The organism is Thauera sp. 27 (assembly GCF_000310125.2).
Lineage (GTDB): Bacteria > Pseudomonadota > Gammaproteobacteria > Burkholderiales > Rhodocyclaceae > Thauera > Thauera mechernichensis.
On sequence record NZ_AMXB01000006.1, the window covers coordinates 110,036 to 129,612 of the forward strand.

Below are 19,577 nucleotides of genomic sequence, written 5' to 3' on the forward strand. Positions count from 1 at the left end.
TGCTGGGTTCTGCGGTAAAATACGCGCCATGCCCGCGCCGCACTGCACCCCCGTTCCGACCCTTGCCGAGGCCGCCCAGTGGGCGCCCGAGCGCATCGTCGAGATGGCGCAGGCGAACGTCGCCTTGCAGCGCGACATGGATGCGATGCGGCTCGAGTTTGCGGCACTCAAGCATCAGCTTGAGTGGTTCCGCCGCCAGCTCTTTGGCCAGAAGAGCGAGAAGCGCGTGGTGTCACCCGACACCACGCAGATGTATCTGGGCGAGTTGCCGATCCCCGACACACAGCCCGATGTCCCCGGCAAGACCGTGGCGGGACACACCCGTCGTGCGTCGCGCACCGACTTCACCCAGAGCAAGGACGACTCGGCGCTGTTCTTCGACGAGACGCGCGTCCCGGTCGAGACGATCACGCTCGCCAACCCCGAGACCGAGGGCCTCACCGCCGAACAGTTCGAGGTGATCGGCGAGAAGGTGAGCCATCGCCTGGCGCAGCGCCCGGGCAGCTACGTGATCCTCAAGTACGTACGCCCGGTCATCAAGCGCCGCGACACGCAGACGATCCACTGCCCGGCGGCCCCCGCCGGGGTGATCGACGGTAGCCGCGCCGACGTGAGCTTCATCGCCGGGCTCATCACCGACAAGTTCTGCTACCACCAGCCGCTGTACCGCCAGCATCAGCGGCTCGGGGACAACGGCATCCGGGTCTCGCGCCCGTGGCTCACGCAGCTCACCCACGCGGCGCTCGCGCTGCTCGAGCCGGTCTTTACGGCCCAGCTCGACTCGATCCGCGCAAGTCGCATCAAGGCGATGGACGAGACCCCGATCAAGGCCGGGCGCGCCGGCCCGGGGAAGATGAAGGGCGGCTACTTCTGGCCGGTGTATGGCGAGCGCGACGAAATCTGCTTCGCCTATCACGAGGGGCGTAGTGGCAAACACATTGCGCAGACCCTGGGGACCGACCCACCGCCCGAGGGGGCGGTGCTGCTCACCGACGGCTACGCGGCCTACGAACGTTACGCACAAAAATGCGGGCTCACGCGCGCGCAATGCTGGGCGCACTCGAGAAGAAAATTCTTCGAGGCCCAGTCGATCGAGCCCGAACGGGCGACGCAGGCATTGGAGATGATCGGCCAGCTCTACGCGGTAGAGCAGCACATCCGTGAGGCACAACTCATCGGCGAGGCACGCCGCGCATACCGGCTCGCCCAGGCCAAGCCGATGGTCGACCGGTTCTTCGACTGGGTCGACGCCCAGTTCGAATCCCAGGGGCTACTGCCGAGCTCACCGCTGACCACTGCCCTGGCCTACGTGCGTGAGCGCCGGGCCGCCCTCGAGGTCTACCTCGCCGACCCCGAGGTGCCGATCGACACCAACCACCTCGAGCGGGCGCTACGCGTAGTGCCGATGGGCCGCCGCAACTGGCTCTTCTGCTGGACCGAGGTCGGCGCGAAATACGTGGGGATCGCGCAGAGCCTGATCGCCACCTGTCGCCTGCACGACATCGACCCCTATGCCTATCTGGTCGATGTGCTCCAGCGCGTCGGCCAGCACCCTGCCGCCGATGTCGCGCAACTCACCCCAAGGCTGTGGAAGCAACACTTCGCGGCCAATCCGCTTCGATCCGATCTCCACCCGCGCTCGAAGTAGGCAAGAACGCCGCTCGGTTACCGCTTACGCTTGAAGTTCGCGTGCTTGCGCACGAGGAAGTCCTTTTTGCTCTTGTTCATCATTTGTCGGTCGAGGCGCCGATGGTCGCGAGGCCGCTGGCCATGAGGATGCGCTTGCATGCACGCGCGACGGACATGTCAGCGGAGGCGCGACGCTTGTTCGTGCAGATTGCGCGCTTGCTCGAGGGGGGATAGAGCGAGCTTGGAGGACGGGCATGCACGGGGTTACGTTTTTTGTTGTTGAGTTTTTATTGTTAACTCATTGACATCAAGGCCGTAAAAAAGGTAAGGTTACGTGCGTGTGATGAAAGGTACTTGTAGCTTGCGACGTTTCTTCATGCTGTCTCTTTAGGGTGTCGCTCGCTCCCGCCACGATGTTGTTTCCGTGGCGGTTTTTTTTGCCTGAAACGAGGAGGTTGCGTTCATGCGGCTTGGTTTCGTGGAGGACGGCGAGGCGCGGATGCTGCGCGCAGTTCCACGCTTGAAAACGAGCGATGGGCGCGCGCCGGGGTTTCAGCGCTTTCCAGGGCCGGTGGTGGAGGTGAAACCGGTATTCGGGGGGGTGCTGCTGTGTGTCGGTATGCGTCCGGCCGATGTCTGCGGCGGCGAGGAGACCTTGCGCTTCGGGCATGAGAGCCTGGCCATCGAGCATGTGGATGACTGCGAATGGATCGGACAGGCGCTGTTGTTGCTGCGCTTGAGGATGGTGGAGACCTGCAGCGGCGAGAGTTTTGAGCGCTGGATCGTGTTCGATTGTGCCGGGGAGGTGGTCGAGTTCGTCTGCCATGACCTGCGCGCATTCGATGAGCGCCGAGTGGAGTCGGTGCGATCGAACGATCTGCACGCGCTGTGGGTGCAGAGCACTTGGCTGGCAAAGGAGGCGTATCGCTCCCGCCAGCGGACCTCGGTTGACGGGGCGATCCTGGAGCTGCATCGCGTGGCGCTGGATGCCTTGCTGACAGCGGATGCGCTACGTCCGTTGCTGGGGCCTTGGAGCCTGGTTTGTGCGGCGTCCTTGACGCTGGCGACGGCAGGTGAGCGCGTAGCGCTGGCCGTGGGCGAGTGTGTCTGGGTGGACGATGTGATGGTCAGCGCTGATTCGCCCAGCGTACTGGTGGGTTTCGCTGGCTGCGAGCCGGGAGCTGCGGGCGAGGCCGCTTACTACGAGCTGACGACGAATGAGCGCGGCGAGTGGGTGGGGGCGCGGCTGTTCGATGCGGCGGCTGACGAGGATCTGATGCTTTACTAGGCCCCGGTAAGTGGCCCCCCACCAAGGCTGCCGCGCTGCAAGGCGTGGCGGCAGCCTCGATGAGGCAGTGCGCAGGTTCAGCGCTGGGCGGTGGTTTCGGCGATGACGATGCCGAGGAGCTGGAAGGCGCGTGCCTCGGAGAGTTTGTCGGCCGCGGAGAGGTTGAGAATGGTTTTGGCGAGCGCTTCGGCGATGGGGCCGGACTGGCCGTGGGCCTTGTCGAAGAGCCCGGTCAGCGAGTCTGTCAATGTGGCTTGGTGGGCGGCGGAACCCTGCGCAGCGCGCAGCGACGGGGGCGGCGAGGCCTCGGTGGCGACTTCGGGTAGTGCGACCTGGGGGGCGGGTACCTGGCCGGCGGCGCTGTAGGCGCCGCGCGCCGATCTTGCGGGGGGCGCGAGGCGCTTCTTTTCGACAGGTGCGGCGGCTGCCGGGGGCGCTGTGTCAGCGCCGTCGGCACGCAAGCTTTGCCACACGTGGGCCGGCACTTCGGCGGCCTTGCGCGGTTTGTCCAGCCAACCCCTTGGTAGCCGGAGGCCTTCTTCGATGCCGCTGGCGAAGGGGTCGGAGACGGGCTTGCGCGACGAGGTCATGAGGCTGATTCGGCTGCCTGAGGTGCCGGCGAGCTGCGCGAGGCGGTTCTTGGAGCCACGTTCGCTGGTGAGCATGTTGAGATTGAGGCGCCGGTTCTCGTAGATCTGCTTTTTGTCGAGGGACGGGCTGGACTCTTGGACGGTCGCTGCGGTCGCGGGGCGCTCGGGGGTGGTGATCATGTCGGGGGCTCCTCGGTAGAGTGGCGCGTCCTGAGGCGGGACGTCCTGAAGCTGAGTGTCTTGGTCGAGCCAGGCGGCGGGTAGCTGCAGCATCTCTTCAATGTGCGTGGCGAGCTCGTTGCTGATCGGCGCACGGCCCGAGGTGAGCTCTTCGATGCGTGCGGGCGACAGCATGAGCCGCACGGCAAGTTGGTCGGTGGTTTGCCCACTTTGCTGCGCGTAGCGTTGCAGCTGTTCGCGGCGACGTAATGTCTTGACCAGCTCTACTGCCGTGAGTGGCGCTGCCGATACGGTACGCGCCTGGCGCGGGCCTTGGTGGCTCGGGTAACGCTCCCCGTGATGGGAGAGGCGGTCCTTGCTGAATGCGACCTTACTCATGGTATTTGTGGGTGCATGCGTGAGTGTTTGTACCTACGGATATGTACGTTGTTCCTATCACATATGCGACCGAGTTTCGCACCGGGAGCGCGGTGGGGTCAAGTTTATGTGGTCTGCAGTTGTGATTTCCATTACGCGACCAAGCTTTCCCTGCGGTGGGAATACGCAAGGGTTCGGCGCCAGGGTTCGGCGCCAGGGTTTTTTACTAGGACTTTTCGTCGTAAAGATCGAACTCGTTGGCAAGCATGACCGCGATCTGGCGCAGTTCCGTTGCGATGGCAGCGACCTGGCGCACGATACCGTCGGCGTCTTTGGCATCGACGTAGTCGCGCAGCGTGTTTACCTGGTCGTACAGATTCTGCGCCCCGATCATGCTGCTGGTGCCGATCAGGGTGTGGCACCACTCGCGCAGGGAGTGGAGGTCGCGCTGTTGGACGCAGTGCTCGAGGCGGGCGATGCGGTCGGGCGTGAGTTCGTAGAACTGGCGTGCGATCTCGCGTTGCAGTGCGGGGTTGCCACCGACGAAAGCCGTGAGCTTGCTGTGCAGCAGATGGCGGGGCTCGTCCTGGCTTGTGCGCTGGTCGATGCTTTCGGCCAGTGTCTGGCGGGCAAGCTGGCGCAGTAGGGCAGGCCTGATCGGCTTTGCGAAGACATGAACGTGTGGCAATGCCCGTAGCGGAGCCATGACTTCGGCGTCTGCAGAGCTGACGACGAATACGGGCACCTCGAGCAGGCAGTCCTTACGTTTGAGGATGGACAGGAAGGCGACGCCGTCCAGGCCGGGCATGTGCAGGTCGAGGACGATGAGGTCGGGGAGGTGCGTCTTGAGGCTCATCAGCGCGAGGTAGCCGTTCGCGGCGAGCTCGATCTGGATACCCGGGGCTGCGGATGCAAGTGTTTCCTTATAGACCGTCGCGAACAAGGGGTCGTCCTCGACGATCAGGGCACGTAACGAACGATGGCTGGCGGCTGGCCTGGGGGCGGGGTTGATGGACATCTGGGCGTGGGCTAGTGAGCACGTACGAAGGAGGATGCGGACTGCAGGTGATGGCTCACCCATTCGCCACGGTTGATGGCGTCACGGAGCGCGGTAAGCTGGGGCAGTGAGGCAACCAGGGCGTCGACCACGGCAGGGTCGAAGTGGGAGCCGCGTCCCCGGCACAGCATTTCCTTGGCGGTGTCGTCGGGGAGTGCTTTGCGATAGCAGCGATCCATGGTGAGCGCGTCGAAGAAGTCGATGGCCGTGACGATGCGGGCCGATTGCGGTATCGCGTCCCCTTTGAGGCGATTGGGGTAGCCTTGGCCGTCCCAGCGCTCGTGGTGGCCAAGGGCGATCTCGGCGGCCATCTGCAGCACCGGGACGTTGGTGTTGCCAAGGATCTGTGCGCCAATGACGGGGTGCGTTTCCATGATCTTGCGTTCTTCGACGGTGAGCCCGTCGGGCTTCTTGAGGATGCCGTCGGGGATGCCGATCTTGCCGATGTCGTGCATCGGTGCGGCCTGTTCGATACGTTCGGACCAGTCTGCGGGCATCCCCATGTTGCGGGCGAGCAAGCCGGAGAGGGCGCCGATCCTGACGATGTGGGTACCGGTGTCGCCGTCCTTGTATTCTGCAGCAAGCGCTAGCTTGGTGAGTGTGATGTGGTAGGCACGCTTGAGTTCGTCATAGGCGTCCTCGCGCTGTCGGCGCAGGAGGTGGAAGTCCTGAACGATGCGCAAGATCTGATGCTGGTCGAGATCGTTGCCGATGGTGGGGGGGGTGGGGTGATCGATCATGCTGGAGATCGTTGCGTGAGGTCGGTGGGGCTTGTCATATGGGGCGTCGCGCTGGCCGTGAGGCTGGCGCCGGCGTTGTGCGTATCGCTGTGGTCCAGGTCGAGCGGAAACCAGAGGGTGACGGTCGTGCCCAGATTGGGTGCGCTGTTCAGGGTAACTGCGCCGCCATGGATCTTCATGATCTCTTTGACCAGCGAGAGGCCTAGCCCGGTGCCTGGGATGTGGCCGGAGCGGTCGGTGCGGTAGAAGCGTTCGAAGGCGCGTTGGCATTCGTCCGCGTTCATGCCGATGCCGTGGTCTTCGACTGCGATGCCGACCTGGTCGTGCTCTCCAGGCGTGGGAGGAATGACATGGATGGTGATGTCGCCGCCTTCGGGAGAGAACTTGCAGGCGTTCGATAGCAGGTTGAGGAGCGCTTGCTGGAATTTGTCGCGATCCGCGCGGATGTTCGGGGGGGGCACTGGCATGTCGACGATGAGCCGGTACCGCGGGTCGGGGACCATGAAGGCCTTGATCGTTTCGCCGAGGAGTTCGGGTACGGCGAGCGTGGCGAAGTTGAAGATCTCGGCTCGCCTTGCCTCTATGCGGGCAAGGTCGAGGAGGTCGCCGAGCATGGCGCTGAGTCTTTGGGCTTGACGATTGATGGTTCCGAGCAGGTCTCGTGTTCTTTCTTCGTTGTAGCGTCGCATGAGCAACAGCTCGGAGAAGCCGACGATGCTGGCCATCGGGGTCCGGAGCTCGTGGGCTGCGGTCGACAGGAAGTCGCTCTTCATGCGGTCGAGCTCGGCCTCGCGGGTGATGTCGCGGTAGTACACGATCAGCGAGGTCGATTCTCCACCGCAGAAGCGATAGGTCTGGTGGAGTGTGATGTTCTTGGGCTTGAGCAGGTGAACATTGCAGTCTTTTGCCGGGTTGGTCGCGTCGGCCTGGTTGTCGGCGCTGCGAGCGTGCATGTGGTCGGGCAGGCCCGGGTAGGCGTAGGCGGGGTCGCATTGCGCGCGCAGCTGGGCTTCGAACTCGGTGACCGTGAGCCCGATGAGGGCGCCCATGGTGGTGCCGAAGACGCGCTCGGCGGCGGCGTTGGCATAGACGACTTGGCCGCGGTCGTCGAAACAGATGAGTGGGTCGGGGCTGAGGGTGAAGACGACGTCGAGCCGCTCGAGCCAGTCGATGAGCAGGTCTTCGGCGGCGCGTGCTTCGGTGATGTCGGTCTGGATGCCGACGTAGTGGGTGATTTCGCCGGTGACAGGGTGGCTGACAGGCGAGATGGAGAGCTGGTTCCAGAACTCGGTGCCGTCCTTGCGTACGTTGCGCAGGACGACGCTGCACGCTTTGCGGTCGGCGATGGCGTTGCGCAGTTGTGCGACGGAGGGGACTTCGGTGCCTGCCGGACGCAGCAGCCGGCAGTTGACTCCAAGCACCTCGGCCGCGGTGTAGCCGGTGATACGCTCGAACGCCGGGTTGACGTGGATGATCGGGTTATCGGGCTGCTGCAGGTCCGTGATGATGATGCCGTTCGAGGCCGCCTCGAGTGCGCGGTCGCGGATCTCGATGGCGAGCCGGGCGTCATGATTCGCGGTGAAGTCGGAGAGTGTGCCTGCGAAGCCGGCGGCGTGACCGGCGTCGTTGGTCTTGAGGGCCACATCCACCCACAGCCAGCGTGTGCTGCCGTCGGCGCAGCGCGCGCGGGTCTCGAATTCGTGGTGTTCGATGCGATGTTCGAGCAGGGCGTCCAGGGCGGGCCGGTGGCGGGCAGTGTCGGCCGGGTGGATCAGTTCCGTGAGCCGGCGGCCGAGGCTCTCGGCGATCGAGTAGCCGGTGATCCGCGTCCAGGTCTCGTTGAGAAATATGCAGCGGCCTTCGAGATCAACCTCGAACACTGCTTCGCGGAGGCTGTCGAGGCGTGCGCGATATGCCCGGGCGGCCTGAACGCGACGAGTGACGTCGGTGACGACGACGATGGTGTGGCGGCCCGAGGCGACGTGATCGCCATGGAAGTCCGATCGCGAGAGCTGAAGATAGGCGCGGCTACCGTCTGGACGTAGCCACTCGAGTTCTTCGTTGTCGCCAGCGTGGCGTGCCGCGAGCGCCGTGTCCCCGGTCGGTGCTGGCAGGTGCCTGTTCAGGAGGGCAGGCCAATGCGCGCCGATGACGCTTGCCGTGCCCAGCCCCGTGATGGACAGGAAGGCCGCGTTTGCGTAGCGGATGTGTTCGGATTCGGTCTCGGCGTGGTCGAGGATGAGGATGCCGCTATCGGTGGAGGCGAGGGCGTGTTCCTTGAGGTGGCGGTCGGCCTCGGCGCGTTCCATGCGTTGGGTGCGGTCATCGAGGGTTTGCGTCAGACGGAGTTGTGTGTCCCGGAGCGCAGCGATCATGCGATATACGGCCGCTTCAAGGAGCCGGAAGCTGTCTTGTTCACCGGGTTCGAGTGGGCGTTGCGGGATGTCGTCGAGTTGGCCCGCAGCGACGCGTTGCGCCGTGCGCTCGAGTTCGGCGAGCGGGGCGGCGATGATCTTGGCGATGCTCCGACTCTGCCACCAGACGAGCGCGAGCACCATGGCGCAGATGCCGACGAAGCCGACCAGCAGGCGGTAGAGGGGGAGATAGGCGCTGTCTCCGCTTACCTCGACTTCGATCGCGAGCGGGAGTGAATGCCCGAGCTGAGGAGTGACGAAGGTGGTGAAGCGCAACTGGCCGTCGCCACTGTCAAGGGTGTCTGAGTGGCTTGCTGTCTCGGGTAGGCTGCGCAGCGCGACCCGATAGGTCGAGGGTGGGTGAAGGTCCAGGGTTTGGAAAACGGCGGAGAGGCTGATCTCGGCAACGAGGCTGCCTTCGTGACTGTTGGTTGGCAGATAAATGATGGGTGCGGCGACGCTGAGTCGTTGCTCCGGGTCAGCCCCCGGTTGCGGCGGGCTTGATCCGAGCTCCAGGCGTGGTAGCCCGGCCGCGATGGCCTCGGCCGATAGCCGGCGCCGCTTGTCTTCGGCCATGCCGCTGCCGTTGCAGCCGTACTCTAGCGTCTCACCACGAAAGTCCGTGAATTTAAGGACCCGCAGCTCGGGCGTGGCGGCGCAGAGGTCGCGCAAGATGGGCCGGATGTAGAGCGTACGCTCGCTGGAGTCGGCCAGGGCGTTGCTGAAGATCGTTTGGGTTGCTGCACTGCGGACTTTTTCGACACTGCCCGCGAGCCGAGACTCGAAGCGCAAGCGTGTCTCGATGCCGAAGACCTCGAGCTCGCTCGCCATCTTGTCGTGCAGGAAGGAGTGAAGCGCTGCGTAGGCGAGCAGGAGCATCGGCAACAGCACCAGGGCTGTGAGCAGGCCAGACAGCAGCGCGATGCGCGTCGCCAGATCGCTGCGCCGCCAGCGCTCGGTTCGCGTCAGCAGGCGAATGGGCATTTCCTACCTCGGCTCGTCGATAGGTTGGAGACGACCACGATCGTCGAACTGGCAGAGCAGGACATCGGCGCGCTCGAGTGCTTCGTGTCGAGCCGGGGTGAAGGCGGGGTCAAGATGCTTGACCACACCATCGTAAGCGGGCAAACGCTCGAGCGCAGCGCGGATGTCTGGACGATGGGTGCTGCGCGCTTGCTCGATGGCGAGCGCGAGCAAGTGAATGAGGTCGTAGGCGGGCCCGAGCCCGGTCATGGACGGGACGGCGAGTGGGTCGGCGACGCTGAAGTGCGACATGGCCGCGAGCGCCAGGCGTTGTGCTGCGGGGTGGCTGGCACGTGCGAAGTTGAAGGACTGGACGACGGTGAGGTCGACGCGGTTGAGGGCAGGGCCGCATAGCTCGGGAAAGCGTCCGCCGGTGATCCCCCAGTGGCTGAAGATGGGGCGTTGATCGGCTTGATCGAGCTCGGCGAGTGCGCGAACGAGCGCTGCACCTTCGGGTTCGTTGGCGACGAGGAGAATGGCCTGAGCGTCTGCGTCCACCAGGCTGCGGTAGTTCTCTTCGATGCTTCTCTCGCTTCCCCAGCGGTGCCATTCGACGCCGACGAGTTTGAGTGCCGTCCGCCCCTCGTGGGTAATGAAGTGCTCGGCGAAGTGAAGGCTGCTTCGGCCCCACGCCGAGGCTGGGACGATCACGCCGACGTCGCGATATCCGCGTTCGATGATCTGCTGCAACAGCCGCTCCATGGCGATGCTGTCGCGGAGCCCAAGACGAAAGGCGAAGTTGGGTTCGCGGCCATTGTTAACGATTGCGTCAGCGGCTGCCCATGGGTTGAGGAGCGGCAGCTCCAGGGCGTGAAACGCAGGCAATTGCTCGAGCACGACGGGAGAAAACTTGCCGCACAGGTAGGCGGCGATGTCGGGTTGGGCCGCGAGGTGCTGGACGTTTGCCAGGCCGCGAGCCGGCAGGCTGCGGTTGTCGGTGGTGACGAGCTGGAGCGGGCGGCCGCCGAGGACGCCGCCGCGCACGTTGATGTCTTCGATGGCGAGCCGGGCGCCGAGCTCGATGGCGTCGTCGGCGGTGCTGGTGCGGTTGAAGAATTCGGCGTCGAGCCCCACCATGACCGGTGGCGCGCCGTCGAAGGCACGTGCGATCGGGGTGAGTGCGAGCAGCCCTGCTGCGCCTGCGTGCAGCACTTGCCTGCGGCTGATGCGCGGTAGCGCCATCACCGCCGCCTGGTGGCCGAGCTCGCCAGGCGCTCGACGGTTTCGATCAGCTGCAGCGGACTGAAGGGTTTCGTCAGGTAGTCGTCGCAGCCTGCACGCCGACCTTCCTCGAGATCGGTCTGCTGTCCGCGGGCGGTAAGCATCACGATGGGCGTGGCGGCGATCTCGGCGTCGGCACGCACATGTTGGCAGACCTGAAAACCATCGAGCTGGCCGGGCATCATCACGTCGAGCAGGACGACGCCGGGCCGGAGTGCCTTGATCATCTTGAGGCCAGTGTCGCCGTTGTCGGCTTCGTGTACTTCGAAGCCGTCGTAGTCCATGGTCATGCAGATGAGCTTGCGGATCTCCGGCTGGTCCTCGATGACCAGGATGATCTTGTTCATGATTACTCCGAATTGTATGCGCGTGGTGCCGTGTCAGTAATGTGCCGGCTTACGAAGTAGCCTGCATCAGGCGCATAATGTTACATACCCTGGTAGCCGATTGGGCAGTCGTGCTTGTTCCGATCCGTACTTGAACAGACGCACCGAGCAGTGAAGCGAAGCCCCGTGCGATGCGGCTGGTGCCGGACAGGGCGAAAGCTTACTACTGCGTAGACTGTGAAACCATTAGATTTGTCACATATGAGCAATATTCATTCGGAAGTACATGGAGCGCCGAGCGAGCTTTCGGAAAGCGCAGAAGGTGTCGCGGCGCTTGGGGTCTTGATCGTCGATGATGAGCCGGAGATCCGCTTGATGTTGCGTCTGATCCTCGAGCAGCATGAGTGCAGCTTGCACTTTGCTTGTGACGCGGACCAGGCGCTCGATAGCGTTAGGCTGGCACCGCCGGAGCTGGTGCTGTTGGACATTGGCTTGCGGGAACCCCGAGAGGGGCTGAGCTTGTGTGCCGAGCTCAAGAGGCGTGCCAAGGGGCGGCTTCCTGTCGTCATCATGCTGACGGGCGACAATGACCCGAGCACCATTAGCCAGGCTCAAGCGTGTGGCGCGGACGGTTACCTTGTGAAGCCCTTTACGCCGATGCAGATCCTGGGCTTGATCGATAGTTTCGATGCGTGGCGAATCGATCCCCGGCGTGCCCCTCCTGCGTTCTGGCCTGCTGCGTATCGCCTGCGCTAGTGTGCTCGGGTTTGGGCAGGCAGGTCGCCTGCGGGGTGAGCAGTCGGCATCAAGCGACTTGCCACCACGGGGGGTAATCGATGTCGGTGCCGAGCTTTGCAGCACATTCAGCGGCACGTTCGCGGATTCGAGCGAGTTGGGGACGCTGTGCTTGCATGGCTTGCACGACCGCGGGTTCGAAGTGACTGCCACTTGAGAGTTCGAGTAGCTCGAACACCTGATCTTCAGCCAGGACCTCGCGGTAATCCGAGCTCGAGCAGAGCGAGTCGACGAAGTCCGCTACCGAGACGATTCGGGCTGCAAGGGGTATGTTGGTGCCTTTGCGCTGCGCGGGGTAGCCGCCACCGTCCCAGCGCTCGTGGTGGTTGAGTGCGATTTCTGCCGCGAGTGATTCCAGCGGGCTTGTCGAGCTACCAATAATGTTTGCGCCAACCAGGGGGTGGTCGCGCACGATGACCCATTCACGTTCGGTGAGGCGCCCCGTCTTGTAGAGGATCGCGTCTGGAATACTGATGTTGCCGAGATCGTGCACTGCTGCGGCGTCGAAGATCATGTTGCACCAGGCTACCGGTTGCCCGAGCGCTTGCGCGATGACCGCCGAGATTGCGCCAACTCTGAGGCAGTGCGCTGCGCCCCCGGCCTCGCGGCGCGAGGCGATAAGGATGAGGCGGCGTATGGCGCGGCGGTGGGCATGGCGCACCGCTCGCATGGCGGCGTTGCGCTCCTCGACAACGGTGTGGAGGTCATCCACGATACGGAACATCTGCTTGTAGACATCGCCCGCCTGCCGATTCGGGGGTGCTGGCTGCACGTAAGCCACGGCGCTTGCCGCATCCGCAGTCCTCGCGGGTGGCAGGCTGTCATTGCCGATGATGATGCTGTCGGCGGAGGTGCTTCCGGTGGGGCGGGCTGTGGAACTCATGCGGGCGGTCTGTAGGTGGGCTGGAGGCGCTTGATCATGATGAGGCTCGCTCAGCGGCCGCGGTGTTGCGGTCAGAGAGCAGGCGCACGAGGTCGTTGGCGTAGCGCTGCGCCTGAGCAACATTCATGTCCTGGGATGGAAGTGGGCTTGTTCCTGCAGGTAGTTCGATGATGCAGGTGACGAAACCATCGAGCTCTTGCTCCAGCACTAGCCGACCGCCGTGGAGCTCGACGACCTTGCGTGCGAGCGGCAGGCCCAGGCCGAGGCCCGGTCGCTCGTCGCTGGCAGCTTTGCCACGCATGAGCGGATTCGCCAGGCGGCGCCGGAGCAGTGCGGGCTGCAGGCCATAGCCCTGGTTGCGCAGCGTGATACGTACGTAGTTGCCAATGCCGCAAGCACTCAGGGCGATATCGGTGCCGTGACCCGAGTGGCAGATGGCGTTGTCGATGCAAGCGTCGAGGGCCATGCCGAGCCAGTATGTGCTGCCATATACGGTGGGTAGCAAGCCTGTTGCACTTTGAAGCAGCAGACGTTGGCTGCGGCTCTTGGCTTTGGCGTCGTGACGGGACAGTGTTTCGTCGAGCCAGGATTCAAGGATGATCCTGTCCTCGCCGAGAATGGGGCGGCCGGCGGAGAGTTGGGCGATCCCGGCCAGCGCCTTGAGCTGGCGCGTGATGTCCAAGCCTTGAAGGACGAGACGCTCACGTCGTGCGAGGAGGGCAATTGGGCCCAGCGTGGGTTCGCTGGTGTCGGCCACCAGGTCGCTTAATTGCTCGGAGAATTGAACAAGCGGGGCGGCGAGGGCGTTGTCGATCAGCGCCGAAAGGTTCGCGATCGTGGTCTCGTACAGCGAACTTTCGGTGAGGTTGCGAACCACGACGACGAGATCGTTGCCGGCAGGGCTGCGGACAAGATGGACTTCGAGGCGGTCTGGGGTTGCGATGTGGTGGTCGAAGACGAAATCGGTCTCGAAGCGATGCGGTAGATTGAGGTGACCCGCACAGGCTTGATCGATGTTTGCTGCGATGCTGGCGTGCGGAAACGTTTCGCCAAGCACGATCGGCATCAGTTTGCGAATACCTTCATTTGCGAAGCGGACCGCACCATCGGTGGCGATAACCGCAAGACCGTCGGTGAGGCGGTTGAAAAGGTCGATTATGGAGGGGGTCATCTCGGGTTGGTTTCAAGCAGTCGCGTTACCTGGCATCGTGTAATGGAGCGATAGCTGGCGACCTGCTCAGTGCTTAGATTCGATCGAAGTGGTGGAGCGCTTCCCGGCGGTCACTCGAGGTTTCGGAAAGTAGGCCTTGGGAGAAGAGCTTGAGGTACGTTTTGTCGAGCACAAGGCCTGCATAGCGCGGCGCCTGCGCTTCGTCGTCGACATCGATGCCTGCGATGGCGGTGTCGAACCACTCGAGCATGGCTGCGATGGTGCGTTGCTCTGCGTCAGGAAGGGGGAGTCCTCCAGCAAATGTGAGCAGGGCGCGCTCGCGTTCCTGGTCGATGCAGACGAGACCGGCTGTGATGAACAAACGCATGGTCTTATTGAGCTCCGAAGGTGCAGGGGCTAGGTATTGACAGCAGGCTGTTCGTGGAGCAACTGGACGAGTCCTCGTGGCCGGAACGACGCAGCGCGATCACGTGTATTGTCTTGCGGTGTCGAGCGCATGGTGCCTCCACATGAACCAATGGGTGTATAGCCCGAGCAGCAGCGCAAGCGCGAGCAAGGATACCCAGCCCGGTACACCCGCCCTCCAGAGCGCGTAGCCGGCTAGCACGGCCTGCAGGCCGAAGAGCATGCGAACCACACTGCTCTTCGCTTCGGAGTAACCGCAGGCCAGGTGCAGCCCGCGTAGATCGTCGGTGGCGCATGGCCTGCCCACACACGCCTCACTGTGCCTGCAGAGCATCAATGACAGCGAATCCATCATGTGTCGCGCAAGCAGCCAAGGCACAAAGAAGATGTAGTCGCGATAGGGCGAGGGAAGTGAGTCGTCCAGGATTACAATGACGGCACCAAAGAATGCGACATCAGTCAATCGTCGGGTCAGCATGGCCGAGTCAAACCTCTCGTTCGAACCTGTTTCCCGCGAGCGCGGGTGGCATGTGTGTTCTCCGGGGAGTGTTCGGTAATCTTTACATGTCTGGCGATCCCTGGCAAGCATCAGAACGAGCCGCAACGAAGCTGCGGCGTCTTGGCAGCGAGGGTAGGCAGCATAGGTCTGATAGTGCATCGGTATTAAGTGGGTGTTAGCCGGCCTTTCAGTGACAGCGTCACGACAGGCCGGCGCCCGCGGTGTTACAGTAAAACAAGGTGAATAATGTATCGATGGATGTGGGCTCATCGCCTTCCGCCTCGTTTGGCGCGGGCGGCAGATGGTGTGTGGTCGCTCTTTATGATTGTGGCCCTGGCGGGCGCCCTGCTTGTAGCGCTCTGGGTGGCGACAATTCATGACATTCAGCGTGATGCCCGTGTTGAGAAGCTTGCGATCGAGCGGCAGACGATGAGTCTCGCGCGCGTCTTCGAGGAACACACGGTTCGTACTTTGGGAGCAGTTGACCAGGCGCTTAGGTTCGTGAAGTTTCAGTACGAGAGGGCTGGTGATTCGTTTGACATCGCATCAGCTGTCGAGCAGGGCACGATCGAGAGCAGCCTTTTTCATCAGGTGGGCGTGATCGATTCGAATGGAATCTATCATCTGTCGAATCTGCCAGACTTCAAGCGGGTTGACCTGAGTGACCGTGAGCATTTTCGTGTGCACGTGCAGTCGGATTCACGCACCTATTTCGTGAGCAAGCCTGTGCTTGGGAGGGCGACGGGTGCGTGGTCGGTACAGCTTACGCGACGCATCAACCGAAACGATGGAAGCCTGGGCGGTGTAGCGGTGATCTCGATCGATCCTTTCTACTTCACGGCGTTCTACAACGAGGTGGATGTTGGCAAGAAAGGCGTCGTTGCGCTGGTCGGGCTTGATGGCATCATTCGAGCGCGCCGCTCGGGTGATGAAATGGCGGTTGGCCAGGACGTGAACCGATCCAGTTTGTTTACGCGCTTGCAGGATGCGCCCGTTGGCCATTACACGGCCCAAAGCGTGATCGATGGTCGAACAAGAGTGCACAGTTACCGCAAGCTTCCGGATGTGCCCTTGGTGGTGGTGGTTGGGCTGGACGAGGAAGAGGCTTTTGCGGAGCTCCTGGAGCGCCGCCGATCGAAGCTCGTGTTTGCCGTTGGGATGAGCTTGGTGATCGCCTTGTTCTGCGCGTTGTCCATTTTGCTGATACAGCGGCAGCGGCGGATTTCTGCACGTTTGAAAGAGACGCAGGTACGTGCGGAGTCTGCCAACCGATTGAAGTCAGAGTTCCTGGCATCCGTGTCGCATGAGCTCAGAACGCCAATGAACGGTATCATCGGCTATGCTGAGTTGATTCGAGATCTCGCGACCGACAAGGAGCTCAAGGGGTACGCGAAAGTCATCTTCGAGAGTAGTGAGCACTTGCTGTCCTTGCTCAACTCGATCCTCGACCTTGCGCGCATCGAGGCGGGGCGGATACGACTCCGATACCAGCTCGAAGATGTCAGCGGCGTTGTGGGCGAGGTGTGCTCAGCGCACGGCGCGGTGGCGCAGAAGAAGGGCGTGGCGCTGAAATGGTCGGTTCCACCCGGGCTAAGCCTCGAGTGTGATCGAGTCCATGTAACGCAGATCTTGCATAATTTGGTGCAGAATGCCATAAAGTTTACCCATTCAGGAGAGGTCTCCGTGAATGTGTCTGTGGGTGATGATGTATGCCGATTCGATGTCATTGATACCGGCGTGGGTATTGCCCCGGACCTGCATGCAGCGATCTTTGAGCGCTTCAGGCAGGGTGAGTTCTTCGAAACGCGCAGCGCGGGTGGCGCGGGCCTTGGGCTCGCCATCTGTCGTGAGCTCGCCGAGTTGATGGGCGGGACGGTGCGCGTTGAGTCGACGCCGCAGGTGGGGAGCACTTTCAGCTTTTCGTTACCGCTTAAACATCGGGGAACCGAGTCTTGAGAGTTTTGATTGTTGACGACAACCCGATCAACCGCTTGCTTCCTGGCGCGTGGATCACCCGTAGCGGCTGGGATGCCGTTGAGTGCCCCAACGGCGTGGAAGCGCTGAAGAAGTTGAGCACCGAGCGGTTCGATGTGATCTTGCTGGACTTGAGCATGCCAGGTTTGTCCGGTATCGAGGTGTGTAGGCGCTTGAGGGCGCTTCCAAACGGAAAGGGCGTGCGCGTGATTGCATACACTGCACACGCCGTCCCGGATGCGCTCGAGGGCTTGACGGCGGCAGGCTTTGACGAGGTCCTGATCAAGCCCATCACCAAGGAAGGTCTGATGCGTGTCGTCACGGACGAATGATCAGGGCAGGGCCCGACGTCTTAAAGCAGTTGGTGATCTCGGCATTTTGTGAGCCCGGTGTGTCGGTGGCTGGCGTAGCCCTCGCTCAGCGGCGTAAACGCAAACCGGTGGACCGCGCAATGCGTGAGCACGCCAGCGAGCGATCCAGCCGTCGAATGCCTGGCGAGGGTAGATCTCGCGGCGTTGGCTGCACTGGGCTTTGTGCCGGTGGTGGGGCGCTTTGGGGGCGCCTGGGCGCAGCTACAAGAGGACGCACAGCGGTCAAAAACGAAAAACCCACCGCTTAGGGTGGGTTCATCTACGTGCAATGTGCTTTCGGAGACTTAGCGCACCGACTGGGATCTGCGCTAAGTCTTCAAATTTGTGGGGCGACATACCGGTTTCGAACCGGTGACCTTTGGAGCCACAATCCAACGCTCTACCAACTGAGCTAATGCCGCCACTACTTGGCCCCGGTAAAACCGAAGCCCAGAAAACTCGTCCTGGCCTGCCCGGCAGGGATCGAACCTGCAACCCCCGGCTTAGAAGGCCGGTGCTCTATCCAATTGAGCTACGGGCAGATCCCGCGGGCATATCGAGGTGTGAGCTGGTCGGGGTGGAGGGATTCGAACCCCCGACATCTTGCTCCCAAAGCAAGCGCGCTACCGGACTGCGCTACACCCCGAGAGCCGCGAACTATACAGAGTCCTTTTTGCCGCGTCAAACCAAATCAGCAGAAAATTTACAGTGTCGATGCGCGATGCCATGCACGTACGACGTGAACCAGGTTAACGAACAGCCACGAGAACTCCGCGACGATGAGTACGCCGGCAAGCGGCGCCATCGCGGGGATTACCGCGGCAGCGCAAAGGGCGCAGAGGGCGACTGCGTGGAGTTGCAACTGGCGGCGTACCGGTGGGTCGGGCAGCAGCTTCTTGACGTTTGGCGCGCGCACGCCCGACTGGGTCAGGTTGAGCCAGGCGAGGAAGGGGACGATCTTGTAGAGCATGGCGCTGATCGTGCCGACGAAGGTCCCGTGCAGGATCAGCACGCCGGCCAGCACGGGCCACTGCGAGCCGTCATGGAACTGGGCCAGCAGCAGCACGCCAAGGCTTGCCAGGAGGGCGAGCATGGCCAGGCGGAAGGCTCGGAAGGGTGCATCCGGCACACCGCGCCGCGAGCGCATCTGCAACCGCAGCGTCTGCAGGCTGAATGCGGCGGCGGCGATGAGCAGGCCGATTCCGCACAGCAATGCGCCCGTGCTCAGTCCGCTGATCATGCAGATCGACCACAGCGCCAGCAGCGCCAGCGTGGCCGGGGACCACACGCGGGTGAAAACCGCAGGGTAGGAGGGCGTGATCTGGAACATCGGTACCACGACCCAGCTCGTTGCCGCCAGCAGGATGCCACCCCAGCCCATCCAGGCCCACACCGCATGCATGTCCACAGCGGTGGGGAGGTCGATCGGCAGGGCGAGACCGCGCCCAAGGGCGAACGCCAGCAGCGTGCCCAGCAGGGTGGCCACCGTCAGCCCGGCCAAGGCCAGGCGCAGGTCGCGCGGCGTTCGGCTGGCACCGTGGTTGGGCGCGGCCTTTGCCAAGGCGATGAGGCTCGAGGCGAGAAAGGCGACGAGCCCGCCGGCCAACAGCATGGCCCCGGTGACGATCGCGGCCGGGATGCCCGCCCCCAGCCCTAGCGAGAGGCTGGCGGCTCCGAACGCGAGGAGCGCGTGGGTGGTCGCCGCGATGCGGCGCGGCGCTGGGAGCGCGGCGCCCGCTGCCACCGGGAGGATCTGCAGCAGCGCGCCCAGCATGACCTGCAGCATAAAGCCAGCAGCGAACAGGTGGACGACTGCCAGGGCGCCCGGTGTCCACCGTGAACTCAGTAGCTCGGCGTCGAACAGCAGCACCAGACCGGCTGCGAGACCGAACAGCGGTGCAGTGAGGAAGAAGCGGAGCGGGGCGGAAAGCGGTGGCGTGTCCTGGTAGGCGAGTCCGGGATTGGCGCTGCTCATGGACGACCGATCAGGATCTCGATCGCGCCGTCGTCACGAAAGTTCGCCTCGTGCCGATAGCCGTCCCGATCGAGCATGCGCAGCAGCGGATGCGGCATGCGATCGATCAGCAGGGTGAAGCTGCTGCCGGGGGCGAGGTCGGCGATTGCCTCCATGGCGCGCTCGAAGGGCTGGGGCGGCTCCAGGCCGCGGGCGTCGACAGTCTTGTTGCTCATGCAGCGTGCTCCCTTGCGAGACGGTGCGACAGGTTGCCCACAACGGCTTCGCTTTGCGCGCCGAGCCGGGTGTCGCACATTGGGTAGAGGATGTTCTCTTCTTTCATGTTGTGCTGCTGCATCATGATCAGCAGCGTTTCGGCCTCGCCCGCGAACTCGTCGGCGTCCTGGTTCTCGAGTGCCGAGGCCAGGCGTTCGAGTGTTGCGCGCATCTCGACGTGCTCGCCGCGCATCACCTGGGTCGGCCCCTGAGTCATTCCGGTCGCCGCCTCGAAGCGCGGGAACAACTCCTGTTCCTCGGCCTGGAAGTGGGTCTCGAGGCTGGAGGTGAAGCGGTTCAGCGCCTTGATCGCAGCCGGCCAGTCCTTGCGGGCGGCAAGGGTCTCGGCCGCTGCGAACTCATGGTCGCAACTGCGGTGGTCATGCGTCATCAGTTCGGCGATCGAGGTCATTTTGCGCTCCGGCGGTGGATGCGCTCATTCTCC

18 protein-coding genes and 3 tRNA genes are annotated in these 19,577 nt (G+C 63.3%); 5 read left to right on the forward strand and 16 right to left on the reverse strand.

Annotated features, from left to right (window positions below):
- The first annotated feature begins 28 nt into the window (after positions 1 to 28).
- Complete coding sequence (gene tnpC, locus B447_RS04670) at positions 29 to 1,648, forward strand: IS66 family transposase (protein WP_002937033.1); 1,620 nt, start codon at positions 29 to 31, stop codon at positions 1,646 to 1,648.
- Between the two features lie 459 nt (positions 1,649 to 2,107).
- A complete protein-coding gene (locus B447_RS04675) occupies positions 2,108 to 2,917 on the forward strand; it encodes a hypothetical protein (RefSeq protein WP_157384628.1) in 810 nt (269 codons plus the stop codon).
- A 77-nt stretch (positions 2,918 to 2,994) separates the two neighbouring features.
- Here the strand turns inward: B447_RS04675 and B447_RS04680 are convergent, their stop codons facing one another.
- The 6 genes from B447_RS04680 to B447_RS04705 all read right to left on the reverse strand — a co-directional run bounded on the left by B447_RS04680 (position 2,995) and on the right by B447_RS04705 (position 10,846).
- A complete protein-coding gene (locus B447_RS04680) occupies positions 2,995 to 4,065 on the reverse strand; it encodes a transcriptional regulator (protein WP_002937131.1) in 1,071 nt (356 codons plus the stop codon).
- A gap of 205 nt (positions 4,066 to 4,270) precedes the next feature.
- Positions 4,271 to 5,062, reverse strand: coding sequence for an Hpt domain-containing response regulator (locus tag B447_RS21745; protein ID WP_002937133.1), 792 nt, complete (start codon positions 5,060 to 5,062; stop codon positions 4,271 to 4,273).
- Between the two features lie 11 nt (positions 5,063 to 5,073).
- Positions 5,074 to 5,841: an HD-GYP domain-containing protein gene (locus tag B447_RS04690; protein WP_002937135.1), complete on the reverse strand. Its 768-nt coding sequence runs from the start codon at positions 5,839 to 5,841 to the stop codon at positions 5,074 to 5,076.
- The gene (locus B447_RS22830; protein WP_002937138.1) at positions 5,838 to 9,239 is read right to left on the reverse strand and encodes a PAS domain S-box protein; all 3,402 of its coding nucleotides are present in this window, start codon (positions 9,237 to 9,239) and stop codon (positions 5,838 to 5,840) included. The genes B447_RS04690 and B447_RS22830 overlap by 4 nt, the downstream gene beginning before the upstream one ends.
- Before the next feature lie 3 nt (positions 9,240 to 9,242).
- Positions 9,243 to 10,460, reverse strand: coding sequence for an ABC transporter substrate-binding protein (locus B447_RS04700; RefSeq protein WP_002937140.1), 1,218 nt, complete (start codon positions 10,458 to 10,460; stop codon positions 9,243 to 9,245).
- Entirely contained in the window at positions 10,460 to 10,846 is a 387-nt protein-coding gene (locus tag B447_RS04705; protein WP_002937142.1) for a response regulator transcription factor, read from the reverse strand. The genes B447_RS04700 and B447_RS04705 overlap by 1 nt, the downstream gene beginning before the upstream one ends.
- Positions 10,847 to 11,086: 240 nt before the next feature.
- Here B447_RS04705 and B447_RS04710 point away from each other — a divergent pair, with 240 nt between their 5' ends.
- Positions 11,087 to 11,581 carry a response regulator gene (locus B447_RS04710; protein WP_002937150.1) on the forward strand — a complete coding sequence of 165 codons (495 nt, stop codon included), beginning with the start codon at positions 11,087 to 11,089 and terminating at the stop codon, positions 11,579 to 11,581.
- Between the two features lie 49 nt (positions 11,582 to 11,630).
- Here B447_RS04710 and B447_RS04715 read toward each other — a convergent pair whose 3' ends face one another.
- The 4 genes from B447_RS04715 to B447_RS04730 form a co-directional block, all read right to left on the reverse strand.
- Complete coding sequence (locus tag B447_RS04715) at positions 11,631 to 12,503, reverse strand: HD-GYP domain-containing protein (RefSeq protein ID WP_002937152.1); 873 nt, start codon at positions 12,501 to 12,503, stop codon at positions 11,631 to 11,633.
- Positions 12,504 to 12,537: 34 nt separating this feature from the next.
- Entirely contained in the window at positions 12,538 to 13,674 is a 1,137-nt protein-coding gene (locus B447_RS04720; RefSeq protein WP_002937156.1) for a sensor histidine kinase, read from the reverse strand.
- Positions 13,675 to 13,747: 73 nt separating this feature from the next.
- Positions 13,748 to 14,041, reverse strand: coding sequence for a hypothetical protein (locus B447_RS04725; protein WP_002937158.1), 294 nt, complete (start codon positions 14,039 to 14,041; stop codon positions 13,748 to 13,750).
- Positions 14,042 to 14,140: 99 nt separating this feature from the next.
- Positions 14,141 to 14,557 (reverse strand): hypothetical protein, encoded by a 417-nt coding sequence (locus B447_RS04730; protein ID WP_002937160.1) that lies wholly within the window; start codon positions 14,555 to 14,557, stop codon positions 14,141 to 14,143.
- 327 nt (positions 14,558 to 14,884) lie between these two features.
- Here B447_RS04730 and B447_RS04735 point away from each other — a divergent pair, with 327 nt between their 5' ends.
- Positions 14,885 to 16,534: a sensor histidine kinase gene (locus tag B447_RS04735; RefSeq protein ID WP_002937161.1), complete on the forward strand. Its 1,650-nt coding sequence runs from the start codon at positions 14,885 to 14,887 to the stop codon at positions 16,532 to 16,534.
- Complete coding sequence (locus B447_RS04740; RefSeq protein ID WP_037982341.1) at positions 16,531 to 16,884, forward strand: response regulator; 354 nt, start codon at positions 16,531 to 16,533, stop codon at positions 16,882 to 16,884. Before B447_RS04735 ends, B447_RS04740 begins: the two co-directional genes overlap by 4 nt.
- Positions 16,885 to 17,248: 364 nt before the next feature.
- On the opposite strand, the gene B447_RS04745 is transcribed toward B447_RS04740, so the two are convergent.
- The 6 genes from B447_RS04745 to B447_RS04770 all read right to left on the reverse strand — a co-directional run bounded on the left by B447_RS04745 (position 17,249) and on the right by B447_RS04770 (position 19,544).
- Positions 17,249 to 17,324: transfer RNA gene (locus B447_RS04745), tRNA-His, on the reverse strand.
- 43 nt (positions 17,325 to 17,367) lie between these two features.
- A tRNA-Arg gene (locus tag B447_RS04750) sits at positions 17,368 to 17,444 on the reverse strand.
- A 27-nt stretch (positions 17,445 to 17,471) separates the two neighbouring features.
- Positions 17,472 to 17,548, reverse strand: a tRNA-Pro gene (locus tag B447_RS04755).
- Positions 17,549 to 17,605: 57 nt separating this feature from the next.
- A complete protein-coding gene (locus tag B447_RS04760; RefSeq protein ID WP_002937166.1) occupies positions 17,606 to 18,877 on the reverse strand; it encodes a hypothetical protein in 1,272 nt (423 codons plus the stop codon).
- Positions 18,874 to 19,092, reverse strand: a complete 219-nt coding sequence (locus B447_RS04765) for a DUF2249 domain-containing protein (RefSeq protein ID WP_002928280.1) — start codon at positions 19,090 to 19,092, stop codon at positions 18,874 to 18,876. Before B447_RS04765 ends, B447_RS04760 begins: the two co-directional genes overlap by 4 nt.
- Positions 19,089 to 19,544, reverse strand: coding sequence for a hemerythrin domain-containing protein (locus tag B447_RS04770; protein ID WP_002937168.1), 456 nt, complete (start codon positions 19,542 to 19,544; stop codon positions 19,089 to 19,091). The genes B447_RS04765 and B447_RS04770 overlap by 4 nt, the downstream gene beginning before the upstream one ends.
- Positions 19,545 to 19,577: the final 33 nt, after the last annotated feature.